Genomic DNA, 22,280 nt, shown 5'->3' on the forward strand with positions numbered 1-22,280 from the left:
GATTATTTTCAAAGTGAATGATGTTCAAACACTACTGCACTTTTTGACTATTTTCTTATATAGTTGAGCTACCTCTCTATTATTTCTTTCCCATTCTTCATTTTTCCTTCTTGGAATAGAGTACACTCCTTCCATATAGACTAATAGGATTTCTAATTGATTCTGCTTTATTTCCTCTGGCCGATTTGAATGTATGATCTCTTCATATCTAAGATTCATTTCTTCAACGTTCATTATCTAGTCACTCTTTCCTCATAATCCTTATCACTTGCGTTTAGTATGAACTTAACCATCTTATATGATTCAAAAAAACCACACCATTTCTATGACAAATGATGTGGCCTCGTTTATTCAGTTTCTTTGTTACATGACGAGATCTCCTTTGAGAGCAATTCGTTGTTTGCCATCAACGGTGCATGTGATTAACGTAATTTCATTTTTACCTTCTTCATCTAGCAAAATATCTGTTTGCGTAGGCTCAATAATCTCTGATGAGGTAATTTCGTAGGTGTACGTTTTGTTTTCTACGATTAGATTCACCGTAGCCCCAATGGGTACATCTGGTAGATTACGAAAAAAGCGATCTCCCCTATAACCTCTATGACCTGCAACGGTAAAATTCCCTTCTCCCGGGACTTGATTAGGTTTAATCTGGGTCAATCCTAGATTCAAGGTTTCTTCCGTTGTTTCAGGCAAGATCATTTGGTTAAGGTCAATATCAGGGATTTCTAACCAGATTATATCCTTCGCATACTCAAATTCCTCAGCTACCTCCGCAGCACGTGCATCATTCGAGATAAGATTGACAGCCTGTGTTAATTGGTCAATCTCTTTTCCTGTCTGCCACTCATGATAAAACGGAATAGAGACAAGAATGAGTCCAATGAGTATGGAGACCATTCCTGCTATTACTTTTGCCTTTCTCATTGAACTCACCTCCTCTTGTTTAAGCCATGGTCACTTTTCTTCGATTAAATACAATGAGTAAGCTTCCAACAATGATCAATAATGAACCTGCAATTAGTAGATATCTAAACCATTCTTCTCCTGTTTGAGGCAATGTTTTAGGAACATCCTCTGATGATCCACTTGTTGGCGGCGTATCAGATGGTTCTGGTGGTTCTGGTGTAGTCGGTGGATCTGGTGTTTCAGTTGGTGGTGGTGGAGTTGATTCTCCAGGTGGCAGCTTCGTGTTTTGTACGAATAGCTCTAGAGTTTCTTCCATTCCAACCTGCACCGTAAACGCAATTGCTTCAACTAACTGTTGATACCCTTCAGGCGCTTTCGTTTCAATTAATTGATAGTCACCTGGCGTTAAATCTTGTACATCTACCAAGCCAAGATCATTTGTCGTGACCGTCTCAACTACTTGATCCTGTCCATCTCGGATTTCAAATTCCGCACCCTGTAAGGTAACATCGGTTTCCGAATCCACTTTAATAATGGTGACATGACCTAGAATCAATTCGTTGACTACCTCAATCATGACAACTTCCTGCTGATTAAACTCTACTTCAAATAATCGTGGAGTCTCATCAATCTGGTATCCAAACGGTGCTTCCGTTTCTACAAAATAGTAGCTACCTGGCGCTAAATCATTGACCACCAGTTTGCCTTCTTCGTTTGTGGTTAGACCGGTTTGGAGTTCATTATCTTCAGAGTCATATAGAGTGAAGACAGCTCCTTCGAGATTCTCTCCCTCTTCATCCACTTTTGTCAGTTCAACGGCGCCCGGAATTGCAGAGTTTTCCTTTATAACCTCCAGCTGAGTTTCCTGGTTAAAAACAATCTCGAACTCAAGTGGCGTGTTATCAAGCTCATACCCTACTGGTGCTTCCGTTTCCTCGAAATAGTAGTTACCTATTGCTAATTCTTCAACGACTAATCGACCTTCTTCATCTGTCGTTAGACCGGTTTGGAGTTCATTGTCTTCTGCATCATATAATGTGAAGACCGCTCCTTCAAGCGTATCTCCTTCTTCGTCCACTTTTGTTAGTGCGACAGACCCGAGCGTAAACTCATTGATAAAGCTTACTTCAGTAATCGTTGTCTGGCCTAAACCAATTTCAAATGAAATCGGTGTTGGATCTAACTCATAGCCTGGAAGCGTCGCTGTTTCCACTAGTTGATAGCTGCCTGGTTCTAAATCATCTATCAACAGCTTACCTTCTTCGTTTGTAAGGAGTCCCTCACGCAGCATATTGCCTTCGCTGTCTTGAAGCTCAAACTCTACTCCTTCAATCACTGTACCATCTTCGTCCTCTTTCGTCAGTTCAATCGCTCCTGGAATTAAGGTATTTTCCTTTGTTAATTCCAGCTGCGCTTCTTGATTAAAGACAATCTCAAACTTGAGTGGTGTAGAGTCTAGCTCGTACCCAAACGGTGCTTCTGTTTCCACAAAGTAGTACGTCCCTGGTGCTAACTCTTCTACGACTAAGCGTCCTTCTTCATCTGTTGTCAGTCCCGTTTGAAGTTCATTGTCTTCTGCATCGAATAAACTGAAGATCGCTCCTTCAAGCGTTTCTCCCTCTTCATCGACCTTAGTCAGTCCGACAGATCCTAGTGTAAATTCATTGATGAAGTTCAATTCAATGATATCCGTTGGACCTAGTTCAATCTCAAAGGAGATCGGTGTTGGATCTAACACATATCCCGGAATTGTAGCTGTTTCAACGAATTGATAGCTGCCTGGTTCTAAATCATCTAACAACAGCACACCATTCTCGTCTGTGAGTAGCCCTTCACGCAATGTATTTCCTTCAGTGTCCTGAAGTTCAAATTCTACCCCTTCAAGACCTGTTTCATTTTCGTTTTCTTTTGCTAACGCTACGGAACCTAAGATCAATACGTTTTCTTTTGTTACCTCTAGCTGTGCTTCTTGATTGAATACAATCTCAAACTCGAGTGGTGTAGAGTCTAGCTCGTATCCAAATGGTGCTTCTGTTTCCACAAAGTAGTACGCCCCTGGTGCTAACTCTTCTACGACCAAGCGTCCTTCTTCATTTATAGTTAGTCCTGTTTCCAGTTCATTGTCTTCTGCATCGAATAAACTGAAGACTGCTCCTTCAAGCGTTTCTCCTTCTTGATCGACTTTTGTCAGTCCGACAGATCCTGGCGTGAATTCATTAACAAAACTAAATTCTCCTACCGTTGTTTCTCCTAAGCCAATTTCAAACACTATCGGTGTTGGATCTAGCTCATATCCAGGAAGCGTTGCTGTCTCAATGAGTTGATAATTTCCTGGTGCTAAATCATCAATCAACAGCTTGCCTTCCTCATTTGTGAGCAATCCTTCACGTAGGGTGTTTCCTTCGCTATCTTGAAGTTCAAATTCTACCCCTTCAAGAACCGTTCCGTCTGTGTCTTCTTTTGTTAGCTCAATCGCTCCTGGAATTAAGGTGTTTTCCTTCGTTAGCTCCAATTGCGCCTCTTGATTAAAGACAATCTCAAACTCTAACGGTGTGTCATCCAACTCATAGCCGAATGGCGCTTCCGTCTCTACAAAGTAGTAATTGCCTGGTTCAAGGTTTTCAACGACAATTCTTCCGTCTTCATCTGTGGTTAGTCCCGTTTGAAGTTCGTTGTCTTCTGCATCAAATAGGCTGAAAACAGCTCCTTCAAGTGTTTCTCCACTCTCCCCAACCTTGGTTAATCCAACAGATCCTGGGCTAAACTCATTTACAAAGCTTAGTTCTACAGTTTCTGTTTGACCAAGTGTAATCTCAAACGGGATTGGTGTTGGATCTAATACATATCCCGGAATCGCTGCTGTTTCGACTAGTTGATAGTTGCCTGGTACTAGACCATCAATAAACAACGTTCCATCTTCGTCCGTTAGCAAGCCCTCTTGTAATACATTTCCTTCACGATCCTGAAGGGCAAATTCTACACCTTCTAGGACAGCTCCACCCTCATCTTCTTTCGTCAATTCAACAGCGCCTGGAATCACCGTGTTTTCTTTGGTTAATTCTAGCTGCGATTCTTGATTAAAGATGATCTCAAACTCTAACGGCGTAGCATCTAACTCATAGCCGAATGGTGCTTCTGTTTCTACAAAATAGTAGGTACCCGGTGCCAAATCCTCGACGACGATTTGACCGTCTTCGTTAGTGGTTAGTCCTGTTTGGAGTTCATTATCTTCTGCATCAAATAAGCTGAAGACTGCTCCTTCAAGTACTGCCTCGTCTTGCCCAACTTTTGTTAGGCTAACAGATCCCGGCGTAAACTCATTCATGAAGCTGAGTTCTCCTACTGTCGTCTCTCCTAAACCAATTTCGAAAGGAATCGGTGTTGGATTCAGTTCATATCCTGGGAGCGTTGCTGTTTCCACCAACTGATAGCTTCCTGGAGTTAAATCATCAATAAAGAGTGTACCTTCTTCATCTGTAAGTAATCCTTCACGTAACACATTTCCGTCAGCATCTTGAAGCTCAAACTCTACGCCTTCAAGAACGGTTCCTTCTTCATCCACTTTTGTTAATTCAACCGCTCCCGGAATCAAGAGATTTTCTCTTGTTAGTTCCAGTTGCGCTTCTTGATTAAAGTCGATGTCAAATGCTAATGGCGTATCATCCAGCTCATAACCAAACGGTGCTTCCGTCTCTACAAAGTAGTAGCTGCCTGGTGCTAGTTCTTCTACAACCAATCGACCTTCTTCATTAGTCGTTAGACCTGTTTGTAATTCGTTATCTTCGGAGTCGAAAAGGCTGAAAACAGCTCCTTCAAGTGTATCTCCACTTTCGCCGACTTTCGTTAAACCGACAGACCCTGGTGTAAACTCATTCACAAAGCTTACTTCCGTTACGGTTGTTTGACCTAAGCCAATCTCAAATGGGATCGGTGTTGGATCCAACTCATAGCCTGGAAGTGTTGCTGTTTCAACCAATTGATAACGTCCCGGTGTTAAATCGTCAATGAAAAGTTTACCTTCATCATCCGTTAGCAAACCTTCTCGTACTGTATTGCCATCACGATCCTGAAGTTCAAACTCTACGCCTTCAAGAATCGTTCCATCCTCATCTTCCTTCGTCAGTTCAACCGCACCTGGTATTAACGTGTTTTCTTTCGTTACTCCTACCTGTACTTCTTGGTTAAAAACGATGTCAAATGGTAATGGTGTATCATCTAACACATAACCAAATGGTGCCTCCGTCTCTACAAAATAGTAGCTGCCTGGCGCTAAGTCTTCTACTACTAGTAAACCTTCTTCATTTGTGGTTAGACCAGTCTGAAGCTCATTATCGTCGGAATCGAATAGGCTGAAAACAGCTCCTTCAAGCGTTTCGCCATCCTCTCCGACTTTACTAAGTTCTACAGATCCTGGTACGGGACTATTCTCCTTTGTCAGTTCAATTAATTCTTGAACTGCCAAATCAATGGTAAAAGGAATAGGTGTAGCATCTAACACATAACCCGTTGGCGCCTGTGTCTCAACTAATTCATAGTTTCCAGGCAAAAGATCCTCAATGAAAAGAATACCATTTTCATCGGTTGTTAAGCCGGTAGCTACCTCTTCACCAACCTCATTAAATAGCGTAAACACGGCTCCCTCAAGGAGCTCTCCATCCTCACTCTGTTTAGTAAGTTGAACAGAGTTATCTAAATCCATATACACGCCAACTCTTGCTGGTTCAACAGGTTGTCCTTGATCAGTCGCGATGGCAAAAGAGTTCCATGCGGCTCTTTGTGTAGGATTGATTGTCTTATCCAATACACTTTGATCAACGTCCGCTGCTTCTGGAGCCATCATAGAGAAAGCAATGGCGATATCTTCCCCATCAATCCACTCTACTCCATCACTAAGCTCAATTTTAAAGGAATGAATGGAAGACCAATCCTCTACCTCTGATGCCAAGACCCAATTAGGTGCCTGTGCCCCTTCTGGGTTAGAGAGCTGTTCTGTCGTGTCAGGATAGTTTGTATTTCTTGTTAAGTCATCTCGTTCTGGAGTGAGTGCCGTACTATAATACACATCCACTCGATCTTCCCATTGTGACGGAAGCTGAATCGCTTCTGTCAGCTGTGGTGTAAATTGACTACCCCGGTCAATATTATCGGTAATCCCTAAGTCTCCAATAGATGGCAATACATCCATTAATGTCATCGTAGAAATCGTACTTCCGGTTGTATTCGTTAGGGTTAATTGATAATCAATAGCCCCACCAGGAACCGTTCTTCCAAACGTCGTAAACGCGTCATCTAATTCTCCTCTGACAAGCTTCTCTGTCTGGATATTATACTGACCACTCATATAATATTCGTTGCCTGATTTCAAACGAGGTTGGTCAGTGTTTCCATTCTCATTTAAATCTTCTGAATCCGTCTGTAAAACAGTATCTGTTTGTCCTGGATTATCAACAGATGGGACCGTTAATGACTCATCTCCTGAGAAACCATAGACATCAAAGGTAAGGACATTTGCTGCCCCTTCATTGATCTGAACATTAATCTCAGAGGCTACGTTTTTACCTGGTCTAAGAAGACGATCTGTCCAATTAAACTTAACAAGCTGTCGTCCTGTATCATTGTAATTATCACTTACAATTTCAAATGACCCATCTGAAGCTCTTCCATCCGCATCGGTGAAACCAGCGTCTGGATCATCAGATATAGTGACACCAGGTGGTAATAACACCATCGCCTCTAATGGCTCACTCATCGCTAATGTAGAACTATTTTCCGTATTTAAGTTCACTCGCATACGGTTATCACCAAAATCAACATAGGATCCTTGATGATTCGTTAATTCTACGTCTACTGTAGCAATTGGTGGCTGATCTGTTGGTCTTGGGGCAATTTGGGCTGAGCGTGGACCACCAATATTATTAAAGAAATCTGGAGATCCATATTTCCTTCCATTTGTGCTGTTCCCAAATACTGTGCCATTGGCTCCAGTACCATACACATCAAATTCATTCGTTACATTACCAACATAGCCTGGTTCAACTTCAAAATAATATGTTGGATGAGCACCGCCCATGCCACTAGGAGCATGAGTGAAATTTAGGTATATAGCATTTACTCTTGCATTTGCTTCAATCCCTAAATCATTTCTAGTGTAAATCCTTCCAATCTCTGCATTCTCAATTAGAACAACTCTCGACTGTCCATCTATATCTGCCTCAATATTAAATCGAGGGGGATCTAAAAATGGAACGCCGGGTGGAAAATCAGCCGTTGGTCTATATATAAATCTAGCTGCCGTTCCCCCTGTTCTCATTTCTTTGAAAACTAAATTCTCATCAATGTTCATTACTGTTGTATATGATTGGAAGTCCCCTTCACTGCTCTCATGCAAGGGTGAAATATTATGATAAAAAGCTAAGAGCGCGTCGTCATATACAAGTGGATTGGGGTCTCTATTGGTATTCGAGCCCACATTCCCTCTATCATTTATAGGACCAAGATGACTAGGAACATACACACTGCCTCGTATTTCTCCAGTTGCTCTATCAGAATCAGCGATCGTTACACTATGATTTGCATTAACACTGTTCTCATTATCATCACCAATAAACTGAGCAGTCACATCGATATTATTCGTCAGAGTTTGATCCACTGTATTACTTCCTACCGTTAATACTATCTCAAGCTCCGTGTTAAACAACGTGTCTTCTGCTGCTTCTTGATCTTCAATACTTGGTGCTTCGAATGTCCAAGTCAATACATTACCGCTTTGCTCAGGTTCTGGTCCGTCAACCATAGAATGATAAGACAATCCATTTGGAAGCGTATCTACTACAGTAATCTGAGAACCCGGCTCCAGATAGTTTTGCCCAGTACTATTCTTCGGAATGTCGACATTCATAACCCAAACCGTTTGGGCGTTAGGAATAGGAATATTTCGATCATTACCTCTGGCTTCGGTATATCGCTTAGAAGCAGAGATCGTGGTCGAAGCATCAACAACGACGGTTGCGGTGTCTTGAACTTCATCAAATTGATCCGCTTCAAAGGATGCTTGTACCTCAAGCTCTGAGCCATTCGCTATTAAACCATTCGTAGTTGTTAATTTAATAATATTTTCATAGGTTTGTCCTGCTTGTAACGTGTCAAATTGATACACTAACTGATTATTTTCTGCATCAAACGTTGGTTCGACACCAGCTATTCTTAGTTCTGACAACGATTGATTAAATCCTACTTCATTTGAGAGCGGTAAATCCACTGTAATCGTAGCATTTGTGTATTCTGTAATAGCACCAGTTGTTTTGAATACTAATTTGTACGCCGCATCATTTCCAGCTAGCACATTAGTATTTAACGGAGATATATCAATATCTACATTAAGATCTCCTACCATTGGTGTAAAGATAAGCTCATCTTCATTTTCATTGCTTTCTTCATGCTGATTTGATTCTTCTTGTTGTTGGGATTCTATTTCACTGTTTGGAGGGGACGATTCATCTTCCGTACCTTCGCTTGCTTCATCAGATTTCTCACTTTCGGGCGTGTCACTTTCAGCATTCTGTTCTTCGGACGATTCATCCTTACTTGAACCATCTGATTCTGATTGCTCAGGCTTACTTTCGTCAACTTCATCGAAATTGGAATCTTCTTCTACAATCTCATCGTTCAACGAGTCACTAGATTCTTCTTCCACATATACGATATATTCTACACGATCCGTCATACCTTCCTCTAAATGACCTCTCACTTGTAGAATGTTCTCTCCTATATCAAATCCTGTTAATACAATCTTTTCAGATATAGAAGATGTATCTTCTTTCGGAATATTTAAACTATTTTCATCGTCATCATACGTAACTTGACTAGTAGAATTCAAATCTTTTGTGCTCTTTGCGTCGTATTGCACACCTTTAGGAAGCAATAGCTCCAAATTCATCAAATCCGAATAACTAGTTTCCACTTTAAGAACAACTTGCTCTCGGCTAGGCGACCCTTCAACTGAAATATCGAGCTCTTCATCAAAATCTCTTTCAGAAGCCTGCGTCAAACCAGCTTGCCCGTACGGAGAAAAAAGAATTAAGAAAATAAGCAGTAACATAAAGCTCTTTCTTACAAAACTTTTTTGTTTTCTCATATTGCCCTCCTTTAATTTAATTGGTAAATATATGACTTTAATCGAACATACGACAAATTGAGTCATTCCACTCCATATATTTACACAGAAAGCATATCATCATTAAATATCATGTCAATTTAATCACCCGCAAATAGTCGTATAAACAACTCAATTATTTTAAAAATTGGATTTTATTTAAGTAAATAGACTCATATATATAGACTTATTAAATGTTTAATACTTTTTAACTTGTGTAGTAGAAGTTCATAAGCACTTTGATAGAAGGACCTGAAGATATGAAACCTTTCGACGCCTATTACTTAGCCATTGTTAGAAATACTGACAAGCAAAAATGTAATTACAAAGTAAAGAAATCGTGTAATAACATAATAAATTCCATAATTAAGATACTGAAAACTTAGATAAATTACACTAAAAAGGATTTAAACTAGGATTAAAGAACTGTGTATAAACAACTGTTTTTAAAAATTTTTTTATAGAAATTAAGAAATACTATCGTTTTATATATACCCCTTTATTTGGATAACTCTTTTTGTTCCCTACTATGATCCTGGTCAATAGTACAAGTTTTATTGTTGAAAATACTATGTCTAGTCCCCCCACGTTTACATTTAGAGATCGCCGTTGAAATACATAAATACTACAATTAATCTAATATTCGTTTAGAGTTTATTAACTTTCATTTATAAATGACCTCTATTTAAACGTAATAATGATAGGATAATAGACATTGTGCTTGAACAACACACCCCTTTCGAGTTAGATAGTTGTGGTACGCTATCTATATAAATAAAGAATTCCCTTTAGGCTCATTTCTAATTTGATGAATCCTTCTCAATCTGTAAAGGCAAGTTTGCCCGGGTTACCGCCTACTTTAGATATTCCATAAGTCCAAAAAAAAAACGGCTAAATAGCCGTTTCCTTAAAGAAAATAATTAATTATTAGTTGCGATCATTTTGTCAATTTATAAACTTGTTTTTATTTCTTCAAACCATCCCGTCGAAGTGTCAGATGCTAATTTGACTGGAGGATTTGAATAAACTAAATCATGGACTCTTTTCAGGGATGTTTTAAATAATCTTTATTTCTAAAGGCACATTTCTATTATATTGTTGACCTAATTTAATTAATTGCTCTATATCTTTATTTATTATATTCAAAACACCTCTTCGACGCTCTATAGAAATATCATATTCGAAATCTTTAGTATCGTTAATAGCCTCATTTAGTTTACAAAACTCTAAGTTATCAATCTCTCCAGAGTCATTAATAATACTCGCTATCAAATGACCACCATTATCAGTTGACAGTCGATCCGGGCCACCAGGTAGCCTTCTCTTGTTACATAATCAATATTTAGTTCATGTACAATTATGTATTAGTTTAATATATTTAATAGGAGTAATAGAAATTTTATCTATCACCCCCTACTGGATATTATTCTAATTCTTGACTAACTAAGTTCAATAGAAATTCTCCAAAATCATCAGCAACTAATTTGTAAACCTGCTCATTTAGTTCCACACCTAATATATATGATACAACTTTTGGTTCATTAGATGCATTGGTATTTGAGAAGTCTAAACAGTATAACTCTCCAACAGTTGTATCATGAATTACAAGTAAGTGTGATGGTAAGTTTTGTTCTTTTCTTTCAGTCAACGTAAACCATATACTATCAGGAACAGATGATTGTTCAAAATCGTCATGTATAATACCATAAATCTCTTGAGAACCGAAATTTCCAGCTCCGAACGTTAAAAGGAAGTCTAGATATACACCATCAAATTTTAGATTTAATAAATGCTCTGCTTTTTTAATTGCTACATCAGAGCATCCATCTGTGAAGTCTGCAATATCATCATTTTCTTTAATTATCTTTTTGGCAAGTTCATATTTCTCATTGGTCATATTCATTCTCCTATAAAATCATTTTTTCGACTTTTCCAGTATGATGCTCTCCATTTATTAAAATCCTTCCTATCTATTCCTGAAGGTATAGTATTAGGATTTATATGGATAATAGAACTATTAGTCTTATGAAAAGTGTGCGTAACTTCTGCTATAGATCCATCATGCTTCTGGATAGTATGGTGCAAATTAATTGACTTACCATCGGGGCCTAGCGGTGCTAAACCTTTACTCATTCTTTCAATATTTGTTCTGCCTCTAGCATCTTTCAAATTTGGATCTATTAAATCATTTCTTTGATAAACTTTTACACCATTAAAGGTTGCAACTTTATTCCAATATATATTCGGATATCCAGCCTTCGCCTCAACCTTTCGTAAATTCGCCTGATTCGCTACTCTCAAATCACTCTGAATCTTAGCTGCATTCAACACATTCGGTGGTGGCGGCACAGCCCGTCCGGCGTTTGTTACGGTTGCGAATGCTGCCGTCCCAGTTCCGGCGAGGTTGCTCATGGCTTCTACGGATTTATCTATCGCCTTATTGGTGACTCTTTGTACGTTCTGAGCGGTTTGGTTTGCGAACTGAGCTGTGCTCGTCATTGTTTTTTGGGCAAAGTCATTCATGGCGTTGACACCATTTAAGCCTGTTTGCTTTATGGTGCTTGTCAATGATGGCTTGCTAACGGGATTCTGCGTTGAGAGTTGGACCCCTACGTTATGTTGGCTGGTATTGCCTGGGCTACCGCCTACTTTTCCTAACTTTCCAGCGCCGCCCACTTTGGATATTCCTTTATCACCAACGACAGATGTACCAACAATTGCCGCAGCGTAGCCATACCATTGCCCTGCAGATTGTACATCACCATTAATGACATCTCTCTCAAAACTGTCTACAAGCGCTTGTCCCATTTCTACTAGAATGGCAGGGTCGTCTACTACAGCGACAACGAAGTCCTTGGTGTCATTGTATACGCCCAATGGATCCGTTACAAGATTATTGAGACCTTCAAGAGTATCTTTTCCAGCATTCCAGATTCCCTGTCCAACACCTTTAAAGAAATTTATATATCCATCAAGGTAACCTTGATTTCCAACTGAAACTCTTTCGACTTCCTCGCCGACCGGTGGCGGACCACACGCCTTCACCGCCGCTTCCGTATTCACCTCGGCACTCACCGGCAAATGTTCCATGTAATACCACGGGCTTACTTCTGGATCAATTCGCGCTTGTTCGTACATGCCTTTATAAAGATATTCAGTCGGCAGGGTGTGGCCGTACATTTGTGTCTCTTGTATCTTAGCCATATGCGCGTTACGAACCGCTGCATTTTGGCTTGCGATGGTTTGCCAGTCTTGCACATCTTCAATTTGGCTTCGCTTGTACCCAATCGGGGAAAGGCTACCGTCGATCGTTCTTGCGGTAATTTCTTGCAAGAAACTAGAGATCAGAGCGATTCGCTCTTCTATCGGTTGCATGATATTCATACCCATCTGATCCATATGATAGAGATCCTCTATCATTCCCTCAGCGGCATCCTCTGCTTGGCGTAATCCGTGCACAACATCACTATCGCTCAGTCTATCTAAGGAGATGACATCGGCATATTCACTAAAGACATCATTAATGCCATCTGTAGCTGTGGTAACGGACTCTTTTAAATCTTTTAGTTTGGGAATGAGCTCGCCTTCTAGAAACTCCTCACGGATCGAAGCATTTTCGTCCGAGTCCAAATCCTTAATCGCCGCTTCAAGCTTGTCCAGTCCATGCGTCCAGCTTTGCAGCGTGTCTCCCAAGTGCGTAACAAAGGTCAAATGTACATCTTGAAAATATCCACGGATGGCATCCCCGCCCGCACCTGTCATCGCTTCTTCGTTTGTAATAAATTGCAGGAGTGTCCCCTGATATGTAGCCAACTGCGTCATCTGAGTAGCCGTATCAGACTTCATATTACCGATCATGCTATAAACAAACGATGCCTGAAGTGTCTTCATCTCTTCCCTCCCCATCCAATTATTTCACTTTATTTCCATGGTAAAATAAGAGAGAAGATGAAGCGAGTTGCAAAAGTCCCTTATTCAAATAGGGAATTGAGTAAAAAATGGGAGGTTAGTAGCAGGACTAGCATTCATGGGTTACCGAATAGGAAGTCAGGGGATTGTTGCAGCTATATATAATGTAAGAGTCTTAAAAAGAGGAGAGAATAAGGAAATTTATTAAATAAAGGTCAAAACTTCATAGTAACTTCTAATAAAAAGCATAAAAGCTACTCTATCTTAAAACTTAAGCATTTTTTGAAAATAAATTGAGTAATGTAATCTGAAGAAGATAGAATATTTGCTACGAGGGGAATTATATGGTTAACAAGAGATTATTTCTTGCTTCTATGCTTGAGGAAATGATGCCTTAAACAATAATTTCTACTGCTTAGACTTTATCTATAATTGTGACAGTATTATTTTATGGACATTATTTAATAGAAGATTGAGCTAATTCTAATATTTTCAATTCTTCTTCAACAAACGTTAAAGCCTCTTCTAATGTAAATTCTATATTTTCTTCTCCGTCACGCTTAAGCTTCATCATTACTTCAAGCAAGATACTATTTGAAACATCCATATATTACACCTCATTAAAAATAATAGTACAATGTCATCTAATAAGTAACGAATATTAACTACAATAAAGAAAAGCTTATAGTCTATTTTAATAAGATTCTTCTATAAATCATCCATCAAGGATTAGGCATATTATTCTTCTATAAATTGATTATTCTCTCTACTAAATTCTTAGAAGTTCATATTAAGATCCCCTTAAAACTCCTATATGAGATTTTAAGGGGATTCTATAATTAGCTTTTTAACCCATAATACTCCACGTACCAATCTGTAAACTGCTGCAACCCTTCTTCAATCGTAGTTTGTGGTTTGAATCCAACAGCTTGCTGAAGTTGCTCAGTGGACGCGTATGTAGCTGGTACGTCACCAGGTTTGATTGGTTCAAATTGTTTCTGGAAAGCTACTTCTTTCCCTAATGATTTACCAATACATTTTTCCAATGTTTCTATGAACGTCATTAGTTTTTCTGGATTGTTGTTTCCGATATTAAATACTTTATGTTTTACCTCTCCATTATCCCCAGTTGGAGCATGGCTGGCTAACCTTTCAATACCTTCTACAATATCATCTATATAGGTAAAGTCTCTATATAGATCATTGTCAAAGTCTCCATTGTTAAAGATTTGAATTGGTTCATTGTTAAAGAATTTATTCGTAAATCCGAAATAAGCCATGTCTGGTCTTCCCATTGGTCCATAGACAGTGAAAAAGCGCAGTCCAGTTGCCGGGATATTATATAAATGACTATAAGTATGAGCCATTAATTCATTTGATTTCTTTGTAGATGCATACAACGATACTGGATTATCTACAAAATCACTTTCTTCAAACGGTACTTTTTTGTTTGCGCCATATACAGAGCTAGATGACGCATAAATCAGATGATCCACTGGATAATGGCGGCAAGCTTCTAAAATATTATAAAAACCAATAACGTTGCTTTGCATATAAACATCTGGATTTTCGATAGAATATCTAACACCAGCTTGTGCAGCAAGATTCACCACAATAGAAGGTTTATATTCTGCAAAGAGGTTCATTAAACGTTCTTTGTCAGCAATATCAGCTTTAATAAACGTGAAATTTCCGTATGGCTCTAATTGGCTTAAGCGAGTCTCTTTTAGTTTCACATCATAATAATCATTCACATTGTCAATACCAACTACTATATTTCCTTGATCAAGGAGCTTTTTGGAAAGGTAATACCCAACAAATCCAGCAGCACCTGTAACAAAAAATACTTTTCTCTCATTCACGCTAAGACAGCTCCTTTTGCGGATTTAATTAACTGTCTACCTATAGAATGATACTCCACACCGTTCATGTCCATCTCCATGATATTATGCAAATTGCGACCATCGTATACAAGCGGTGTACGCATTAGATCTTTATACTGGGTAGGGGTCACGGCTTTAATTTCTCCCCACTCAGTAAAGATAAAGCACACATTAGCATCTTGTAATGCTTGTTCCGGGCTAGTTACATAGGTGATACTTCCGTTTTCTTGTTTACCCTCAGGATACACTTTAGCAAAGTTCTTATCCCCTACTGGATCAAAAGCATAGATATCTGCTCCGTCCTTAAGTAATAACGGTATATTCTCTAAGGAAGGGGCTTCACGTAAATCGTCTGTTCCTGGTTTAAAGGTTAGCCCAAGAACTGCTATTTTCAAGCCATTAAAAGTAATCAAACGTTTGCTAGCTTTATTATAAAGAGCAAGCTTCTGCTCATTATTAATATCAATTGCAGCTTTCACTGTTTTTAATTCGTAGCCATTTTGTTTTGCGATATATTCCAATGCTTTAGTATCTTTTGGGAAGCAAGAGCCACCATAGCCGATACCTGCATTTAAGAATTTGCTGCCGATACGCTCATCATAGCTCATTCCTTTAGCAACATCTTGAATGTCTGCGCCGACTAACTCACAAAGATTCGCAATATCATTCATATAAGAGATTTTTAAAGCTAGAAAATCATTGGCAGCGTACTTAATCATTTCTGCAGATCGACGGTTTACCGAAACAATAGGCAAATTAAATGGAGTATACACCTCAGTTAATACTTTTTCTGCCCATTCACTTTCTGTTCCAATAACAATACGGTCTGCTTCCAATGTATCTTTTACTGCGGATCCTTGTGCAAGGAATTCCGGGTTTGATGCTACTTCAACTCTTACATCTTTGATAAGGAAATCTCTAATAAACTGTTCTACTTTATCATTCGTCCCCACTGGAACAGTAGATTTGACAACAACAAGACAATCTTGTTCAATAGATTCTGCTACTTGTCTAGCGACTGTTGCTATAAAGGATAAATCAGCTGAACCATCTTCTCGCTCTGGTGTACCTACACCGATAAATACAGTCTCAGCATTTTTATAAGCAGCTTGATAATCCGTCGTGAAGTGCAATCTACCAGCTTCTATATTTTTCTGCATTAATTCTTCTAAACCAGACTCATAAATTGGAGAGATTCCTTCTCGCATGGTTTGTACTTTTTGTTCGTCTATATCTACACATGTTACGTTATGTCCGTTCTCTGCCATGCATACACCGGTAACGAGTCCGACGTAGCCAGTACCGGCCACCGCAAGATTTTTCATATACTATGCCTGCCTTTACTTAATTTATTTTTACTAGGGAAATTTTCTGATTTTTATTGGAAAACCTTTTTAAATTATTATATAAGAAAACAATTTAAGAATTTAATTAAAGATATATGGTACTATACCACTGCTGTCTCTTAACAAAGATAAATAATAGTATAACGCAGCAAATAGAATTACCATAATTACACTAAATACTTTTAATGATTTATCTTTAATAGAGTTTAGAATTTCTGGAATAAATATAATCATAAAAAACATGAAATAAGAAGTAACCCTAGTGAATAAAGAAAAGTTTAAGGCTAAAATTTGTACCATAATTGCTACCGATAAGATGTTGAAAAGAATATTTGATTTAGCGTTAAATTCCAAGTCGTTTTTCTTGAAAATTAATCCGAATACTAAAGTAATAATTAAAACACCAAGTAGTGAAAAACCACCCTGTGATGACACTTCAATATTTGACCGAGTGGCAAAATTACTTATCATAAAATTTATAATTGGTTTACCTAAAATAAATAAACCTAAGCCTGCAATAAAATATAAGTAAAGCATTTTAAATGAAGGTTTATATTTTTTTACAAAGTATACTATTATAAAACCTAGTGCAGAGATATGAAATAAGGATGCAATTAGAATGGTTATTACAAATTTAATTGATTTATTCTGATTCAAATATTTATAACTAACCAATATACAAGACAATGCGAGCATTTGCCTAAACAGATTGAACAAATCTGAGTAAAAACCCAAAGTTATAAAAAGATAAACGCTTAACCATGCCATTTTGGACTCATTAGCAATAAATTTAAATATTATAAACAGAGGTATGATTCCAATAATGGCTACAAAGAGCTGGGGTTCTTGGATAAAACTAAAAATCTTATTTATAAATAAATACCCTGGTTCATGCCTACTATACTGAAAATCCCAAAAAGCAAATTCTTTAGCTCTTTCAAACCACCATATATAGTTATATGTATCTGAACCTACACTAAAATCACGTAATGCTATTATTAGATAAAGCTGAACAAACATAATCCAATGAATAATTTTATAAACTTTTTGTTTTCCAGTAATACTAATTATACTTAACAAAATAATAAAAAATAAATTAAACCAATAAAATAGCATATCATCAACCTTTTATCTAATGAGATTAAATTATTCAATAAACTAACTGAATTAAAAATTTTTTATAGTATTTAAAATTAAACCTAAATTTTAATTGAAAAAGTTTATTTTGAAATATTTATATAATAATACTTCTCTAATTTAAACCTTATTAATATTGATTTTAACAGTTTAGCACCATCGTAACCTAAAAATAATATCGGTTTAATTTTTATTAGAGATAAAATTAATATTATATATAAAGTAAAGGTAATTAATACAATTAATATAAAGTTCAAATCAATATTTCTTAAAGTAATAGTTAATATATATAAAGGGACACCAGAAACAAAAGTTAAAATAATTGAGGGGAGTATAGATTTTAAGATATCACTAAAGCTTAATGGAACCAAAGTAATAGTTAAATACTGCATTATTAGAAAGTTTAATATAAAAGCAAGTAGTATCCCTGATGATATACCCACCAATCCCCAATAATGTCCAATCCAACCAAAAATAAAAATAAATGTAACGAATATGGCTTGTCTACCTGCTTTTTTATATACTGCTCCACTAGCATTTGCCAAAGATTCACTTACCTTATATCCAGAACGAAAAACCATTCCAATCGCTAATACTTTTAAAACCCCAATTGCTTCTTCCCAATTTGGCCCTAATACAGCTCTTATAATCTCTGAAGAAAGCAAAAATAAATATAAACTAAATGGTAAGGAAATTAAAAATATAAATGAAATATTTTTCAGATATATATCAGCTAATTTTTTAGGATTATCTTTAATTTTGGACATAACGGGAAAGAGTACTTTTTCAAAAATTTGATTTAATATCTCAACAGGCACTGACATTAACTGAAATGCTCTTGTATAGTATCCTAAAGAAATGGTTCCTAACACCCTAGCAATAATAATTTCGTCTCCTCTATTAGCAAGATAATCAATTAGTGTTCCTAATGTAAATCCCCCACCATAACTCAGTATTTCTTTAAACTCTTTTCTTTTAATTTTTACACTTAATGAATGCTTATAACTTATAAACAAGAGAATGGTATTTAATGTTTTTTTGGTCATTTCCGCAATAATTAAAGCCCAGTATCCAAATCCTAAAAAACCTAAAATTAATCCCACTAAAGTATAACCTATTACCATAGATATAATTTGTATAAGATTTATTCTTTTAAAGTTTAGATTTCTTTGTAACATCCCGTCTGATACTCTTGAAATACCATTTATAATAAACAATACACCCATTACTCTAATTGCTAATATAAATTCTTCATTTGCATTTAAAAAATTTTGAAATATTGGAGCCAAACTGTATACAAATATATATAATAATACGCCCAATATTAACGATAAAGAAAATCCAGTACTAATATGATTCTTGTTTAATTCTTTGATATTAATTAAAGATGGAGCAATACCTGCCCTATTTATGACTTCCATTAGACTAATTATAATACCTAAAGATGCAACTAAACCAAAATCTTCGGGAAACAAAAGCCTAGCCATAATAATTAAAAATACTAATTTTGAAACGGTCTTTATCCCATTCCCAAAAAAAACCCATAAAAATCCATTAATAGTTTTGTTTAATAAGTCTTTTTCATTCAAGTTATAATCTCCACCAATTTATTTAAAATCCTATATACAACCAGCTGTTATGGTAAGAAGCTAGTAATTTCTTTGTATAAATTTTTAAAGTCATACTCTTTAGACCTTTTAAGTCCTTCATTTGTAATATTTTCTCTTGTAGTATCATTATTAGTCAAGTAAATTAATTTTGATGCTAATTCTTTATAATCTCCTACTTCTACTAATAAACCGTTTAGTCCATCTGTTATAATTGAAGGTATGCCACCAGTATTAGAAGCTACCACAGTTGTTCCAGAAGCTAATGCTTCCAACAAGCTTACTCCAAAAGCTTCTTCTCGAGAAGGTAATATAAAAAAGTGTGCATCTTCATGAAGCTTCATTATCTCTTCCTTGCTCTTCCTTCCAAGAAAGTTTACGTTTTCAGTTATATCAAAGTCTTCAACTATTTTTTTATAGACTGATAATTGATTGACACTCTCTCCTACAACGTCAAATCTAATATCAAATGAAGTCTTCTCCTTAAATATTTTAATAGAATGCAATGCAATGTCCAAACCTTTTCTCTGGAATTCGCTACCAACATAAAGTATATTAACAGATTTCTGTATTTGATTATAATTAAATTGGAATTCCTCTAGATTAATCGCTTTTCCTGTAACTAAAAATTTCTCTTTTCTTACTCTATCACTTACACTTATATTATTATATGTAAATTTAGAATTAACAAAGCTTTTAGTTGAGTTTTTAAATACGGGAGAGCTTAATAATTTCCATATGAAAGATTTTCTTTTAATAAATGAATGGTGATCGTTAATATTTAAATAAAAAGGTATATTTAGATCATATGAAAAAATCGCATTTCTAAAACAATTAAAGTAGATAAAATCAATAGTGGTTGTTTTACTTAACTCTTTTATTAACTTTCTTATTTTTAATCCATCTGCTATGTGCTTACTAGATTTATAAGCTAATACATTTTCTCCGAACTTCGATTCAACATCTTCACCAGAAATTACTGTTATAGTATATTCTTTAGAATTCACCAATTCCTTTACAAAATTATTAGCAAATGTACTCGGTCCATTTTTAGGAACTCCATAAAATTTAGTAACAAAACAAATATGTTTTTTTTTCATATATTCATCTCCATGAAAATAAATTAAAAATGTTCATTTTTTAAGTTTAGAATAATACTTACATAATGATAAAGTACTATGATATGATACTTTTGTACTCTTTAAGGTACTTTTCTACTAATAATTCTATACTAAACATTTCTGCTTTTTGCGAGCATCTTTCTAGTACATCATGGTATAGCTTATGGTTATTTAACAAATTATTAATATTATAAGTTAACTCCTGGGTATCTCCTTTATTAAAAAACAAACCCGCATCTTGTACAACTTCATTTAGTCCAGGAACATCACTTGCAATAACTGGTTTCCCAGCAGCCATTCCTTCAGCTGCAACTAAACCAAAACCTTCCCAATTCGATGAAACTAAAATTATATCAACAGTCTTAAAAACTCTATCAACATCATTTCTAACACCTAAAAAATGCACCCTTTCATCAACTTTTAAATTCTTAGCTAGCTGTTCTTGCTCTACTTTCTTCTTTCCATCCCCTATTAATAATAAATGAACTTCTCTGGGTAATTGAATCATAGCTTTTATTAAAGTTTCCTGATCTTTTTGGGGTGAGAAGCTACCAACCATACATAACAATTTTGTTTCTTCAGTAAAATGATTAATTATTTCTCTTTTATAATAGGGTTTAGCTACTTTGAATTTCTTTACATCCACACCATTATGTACGACTGCGAATTTATTATAATCTTCTCTTTTAGGCTTTAACCAACTTATTAGATTTTTTTGAGTATGGTCCGATATTGATATAACTTTACTGTAGCTTCTATAAATAAATTTTTCTAAATGTCTTAAGTAAAGTTTATCTCTTCTCTTGTTATGAGTGCTATGTTCAGTAGTTAAAAATTTAGTTTTACTTTTTAAAAGAGATTTTGATGCTAGCGACACCCAATAATTACTCGGAAATAAGTGTACATGCACTAGATCATAATCCCCCTCTTTAATAAAATTTCTAATGTACAAACTATTTAACGGATTGTAGACACTCTGTAATTTAATACTTTTAACATTAATTCCAGTTTTAATAATCTCATCTTTGAATATATTTTTTTCATCCGAAAGAAGTAGAATATCTGTCTCAATATTATTTTTTTGATTCATTAGACGAACTGTATCTATAAGTAATCTCTGAGCTCCACCAGGACTCAGTCTATTTATAACATGTAATATTTTAATAAATATCATTCCTTTTATTTAACTGATATTATTTTTTCAAGTTTTCTTATTACTCTTCGCCTTTCATAATGTAGCATCTTAAAAGCAAATATATTATAAACTGAGCTCTTAGATAAGAATTTATTCTTTATTTTATGTTTTTCTTGAAAAATCATTAATTCGCCTATTCGCTGTAATTCCAAAATAGATAGAAATACATTAAATTCTTTCTCATTTAAGTCAGCAAAGTTTAGGTTTTTTTTATATTCCAATAAGAAAATATTTTCACATTCCTCTACACTTGTCCTATTAAAAAATAACCCTTTTTTTATAAACGCTTTGCGCAAGCCAATATTAAAAGTAGCGAGATCCCAAAACAGTGTATTCTGCATTGCTGATTCTGGTGGATCTATTAAAGATATTTCCCCTTGAAAAAAATATAAATTTAAGGGATCAAAATCTTTATATACTTTTCCTATAGGGCAACCTTTATTGTGAATTAGCAGAAAAGATCTATCTAATATTTTTCTCTCTTTACTAGTTAATTCTTTAGGGATTTTTTTCAAATCTTCGAATACTTCTTCTATACTATTTTTATATTCAATCTTACAATTCCATGATGAATGAATTTCTGAAATAACTTTGCCCGCTAATCTACATGCTTCTAAAAGTTCAGCCGTTTTTTTTTTATCTACTAAAGAGGCAATTGATTCTCCATTTACTAAGTCCATCATATATAAATTGTCTTCAGAAATGAAACCGTATGCCTTTGGTACTGATAAATTATTTGATTTAATTAATGCTAAATTAATAAGTGATTCATATTCACTTTTGAAACTATTTAAGTTCATTGTTTTATTCTGTTTTATGATTAAATTCTTTAAACTATCAGTCTTAACCTTATAAATTTTTGAATTCCTATTTTCTATCCATAATTCTATACTATTTATCTTTTCACAAATTAATCTTTCAATTTTTTCTTGACTTATTTCAGTTGGAGTATTGAAATGCTCTTTTTTTATAAGTCTTGCGTTTTCAAGAATATTCATAAGAAAATGTTCCTCCTTATTAC

The 22,280-nt window shown here is 35.7% G+C and carries 14 protein-coding genes; all 14 read right to left on the reverse strand.

The window, feature by feature from the left end; translation table 11 throughout:
- Positions 1 to 24: 24 nt before the first annotated feature.
- On the reverse strand, positions 25 to 234 hold the full coding sequence (locus FN960_RS03115) for a hypothetical protein (RefSeq protein ID WP_143846903.1): 210 nt from the start codon (positions 232 to 234) through the stop codon (positions 25 to 27).
- Positions 235 to 363: 129 nt separating this feature from the next.
- The gene (locus FN960_RS03120) at positions 364 to 927 is read right to left on the reverse strand and encodes a class D sortase (RefSeq protein WP_143846904.1); all 564 of its coding nucleotides are present in this window, start codon (positions 925 to 927) and stop codon (positions 364 to 366) included.
- A 19-nt stretch (positions 928 to 946) separates the two neighbouring features.
- A complete protein-coding gene (locus FN960_RS03125; protein ID WP_143846905.1) occupies positions 947 to 9,043 on the reverse strand; it encodes a SpaA isopeptide-forming pilin-related protein in 8,097 nt (2,698 codons plus the stop codon).
- A 1,074-nt stretch (positions 9,044 to 10,117) separates the two neighbouring features.
- Positions 10,118 to 10,333: a hypothetical protein gene (locus FN960_RS23135; protein WP_143846906.1), complete on the reverse strand. Its 216-nt coding sequence runs from the start codon at positions 10,331 to 10,333 to the stop codon at positions 10,118 to 10,120.
- 151 nt (positions 10,334 to 10,484) lie between these two features.
- Positions 10,485 to 10,958, reverse strand: a complete 474-nt coding sequence (locus FN960_RS03135) for an SMI1/KNR4 family protein (protein WP_143846907.1) — start codon at positions 10,956 to 10,958, stop codon at positions 10,485 to 10,487.
- Positions 10,959 to 10,960: 2 nt separating this feature from the next.
- A complete protein-coding gene (locus FN960_RS03140) occupies positions 10,961 to 12,952 on the reverse strand; it encodes a T7SS effector LXG polymorphic toxin (RefSeq protein ID WP_221936785.1) in 1,992 nt (663 codons plus the stop codon).
- Between the two features lie 475 nt (positions 12,953 to 13,427).
- The gene (locus FN960_RS22695; protein ID WP_185970883.1) at positions 13,428 to 13,577 is read right to left on the reverse strand and encodes a hypothetical protein; all 150 of its coding nucleotides are present in this window, start codon (positions 13,575 to 13,577) and stop codon (positions 13,428 to 13,430) included.
- 232 nt (positions 13,578 to 13,809) lie between these two features.
- Positions 13,810 to 14,832, reverse strand: coding sequence for a GDP-mannose 4,6-dehydratase (locus tag FN960_RS03145; protein ID WP_143846908.1), 1,023 nt, complete (start codon positions 14,830 to 14,832; stop codon positions 13,810 to 13,812).
- On the reverse strand, positions 14,829 to 16,178 hold the full coding sequence (locus FN960_RS03150) for a UDP-glucose dehydrogenase family protein (protein WP_143846909.1): 1,350 nt from the start codon (positions 16,176 to 16,178) through the stop codon (positions 14,829 to 14,831). Before FN960_RS03150 ends, FN960_RS03145 begins: the two co-directional genes overlap by 4 nt.
- Before the next feature lie 102 nt (positions 16,179 to 16,280).
- Positions 16,281 to 17,315 (reverse strand): EpsG family protein, encoded by a 1,035-nt coding sequence (locus tag FN960_RS03155; RefSeq protein ID WP_143846910.1) that lies wholly within the window; start codon positions 17,313 to 17,315, stop codon positions 16,281 to 16,283.
- 104 nt (positions 17,316 to 17,419) lie between these two features.
- On the reverse strand, positions 17,420 to 18,925 hold the full coding sequence (locus tag FN960_RS03160; RefSeq protein WP_185970884.1) for a lipopolysaccharide biosynthesis protein: 1,506 nt from the start codon (positions 18,923 to 18,925) through the stop codon (positions 17,420 to 17,422).
- Between the two features lie 47 nt (positions 18,926 to 18,972).
- Positions 18,973 to 20,043 carry a glycosyltransferase family 4 protein gene (locus tag FN960_RS03165; RefSeq protein ID WP_143846912.1) on the reverse strand — a complete coding sequence of 357 codons (1,071 nt, stop codon included), beginning with the start codon at positions 20,041 to 20,043 and terminating at the stop codon, positions 18,973 to 18,975.
- Positions 20,044 to 20,119: 76 nt separating this feature from the next.
- Positions 20,120 to 21,238, reverse strand: coding sequence for a glycosyltransferase (locus FN960_RS03170; protein WP_143846913.1), 1,119 nt, complete (start codon positions 21,236 to 21,238; stop codon positions 20,120 to 20,122).
- A gap of 5 nt (positions 21,239 to 21,243) precedes the next feature.
- Positions 21,244 to 22,257, reverse strand: a complete 1,014-nt coding sequence (locus FN960_RS03175; RefSeq protein ID WP_143846914.1) for a hypothetical protein — start codon at positions 22,255 to 22,257, stop codon at positions 21,244 to 21,246.
- Between the last annotated feature and the right edge of the window lie 23 nt (positions 22,258 to 22,280).

Source organism: Alkalicoccobacillus porphyridii (assembly GCF_007293315.1).
Taxonomy (GTDB): Bacteria; Bacillota; Bacilli; order Bacillales; family Bacillaceae_D; genus Alkalicoccobacillus; species Alkalicoccobacillus porphyridii.

Excerpts from the sequence above, each read along its gene's own strand:
- FN960_RS03155 (WP_143846910.1), bottom strand. The coding sequence starts at position 17,315 with ATGCTATTTTATTGGTTTAATTTATTTTTTATTATTTTGTTAAGTATA.
- FN960_RS03125 (WP_143846905.1), bottom strand. The coding sequence starts at position 9,043 with ATGAGAAAACAAAAAAGTTTTGTAAGAAAGAGCTTTATGTTACTGCTT.
- FN960_RS03135 (WP_143846907.1), bottom strand. The coding sequence starts at position 10,958 with ATGACCAATGAGAAATATGAACTTGCCAAAAAGATAATTAAAGAAAAT.
- FN960_RS03120 (WP_143846904.1), bottom strand. The coding sequence starts at position 927 with ATGAGAAAGGCAAAAGTAATAGCAGGAATGGTCTCCATACTCATTGGA.
- FN960_RS03175 (WP_143846914.1), bottom strand. The coding sequence starts at position 22,257 with ATGAATATTCTTGAAAACGCAAGACTTATAAAAAAAGAGCATTTCAAT.
- FN960_RS03165 (WP_143846912.1), bottom strand. The coding sequence starts at position 20,043 with ATGAAAAAAAAACATATTTGTTTTGTTACTAAATTTTATGGAGTTCCT.
- FN960_RS22695 (WP_185970883.1), bottom strand. The coding sequence starts at position 13,577 with ATGGATGTTTCAAATAGTATCTTGCTTGAAGTAATGATGAAGCTTAAG.
- FN960_RS03150 (WP_143846909.1), bottom strand. The coding sequence starts at position 16,178 with ATGAAAAATCTTGCGGTGGCCGGTACTGGCTACGTCGGACTCGTTACC.
- FN960_RS03140 (WP_221936785.1), bottom strand. The coding sequence starts at position 12,952 with ATGAAGACACTTCAGGCATCGTTTGTTTATAGCATGATCGGTAATATG.
- FN960_RS03170 (WP_143846913.1), bottom strand. The coding sequence starts at position 21,238 with ATGATATTTATTAAAATATTACATGTTATAAATAGACTGAGTCCTGGT.
- FN960_RS03115 (WP_143846903.1), bottom strand. The coding sequence starts at position 234 with ATGAACGTTGAAGAAATGAATCTTAGATATGAAGAGATCATACATTCA.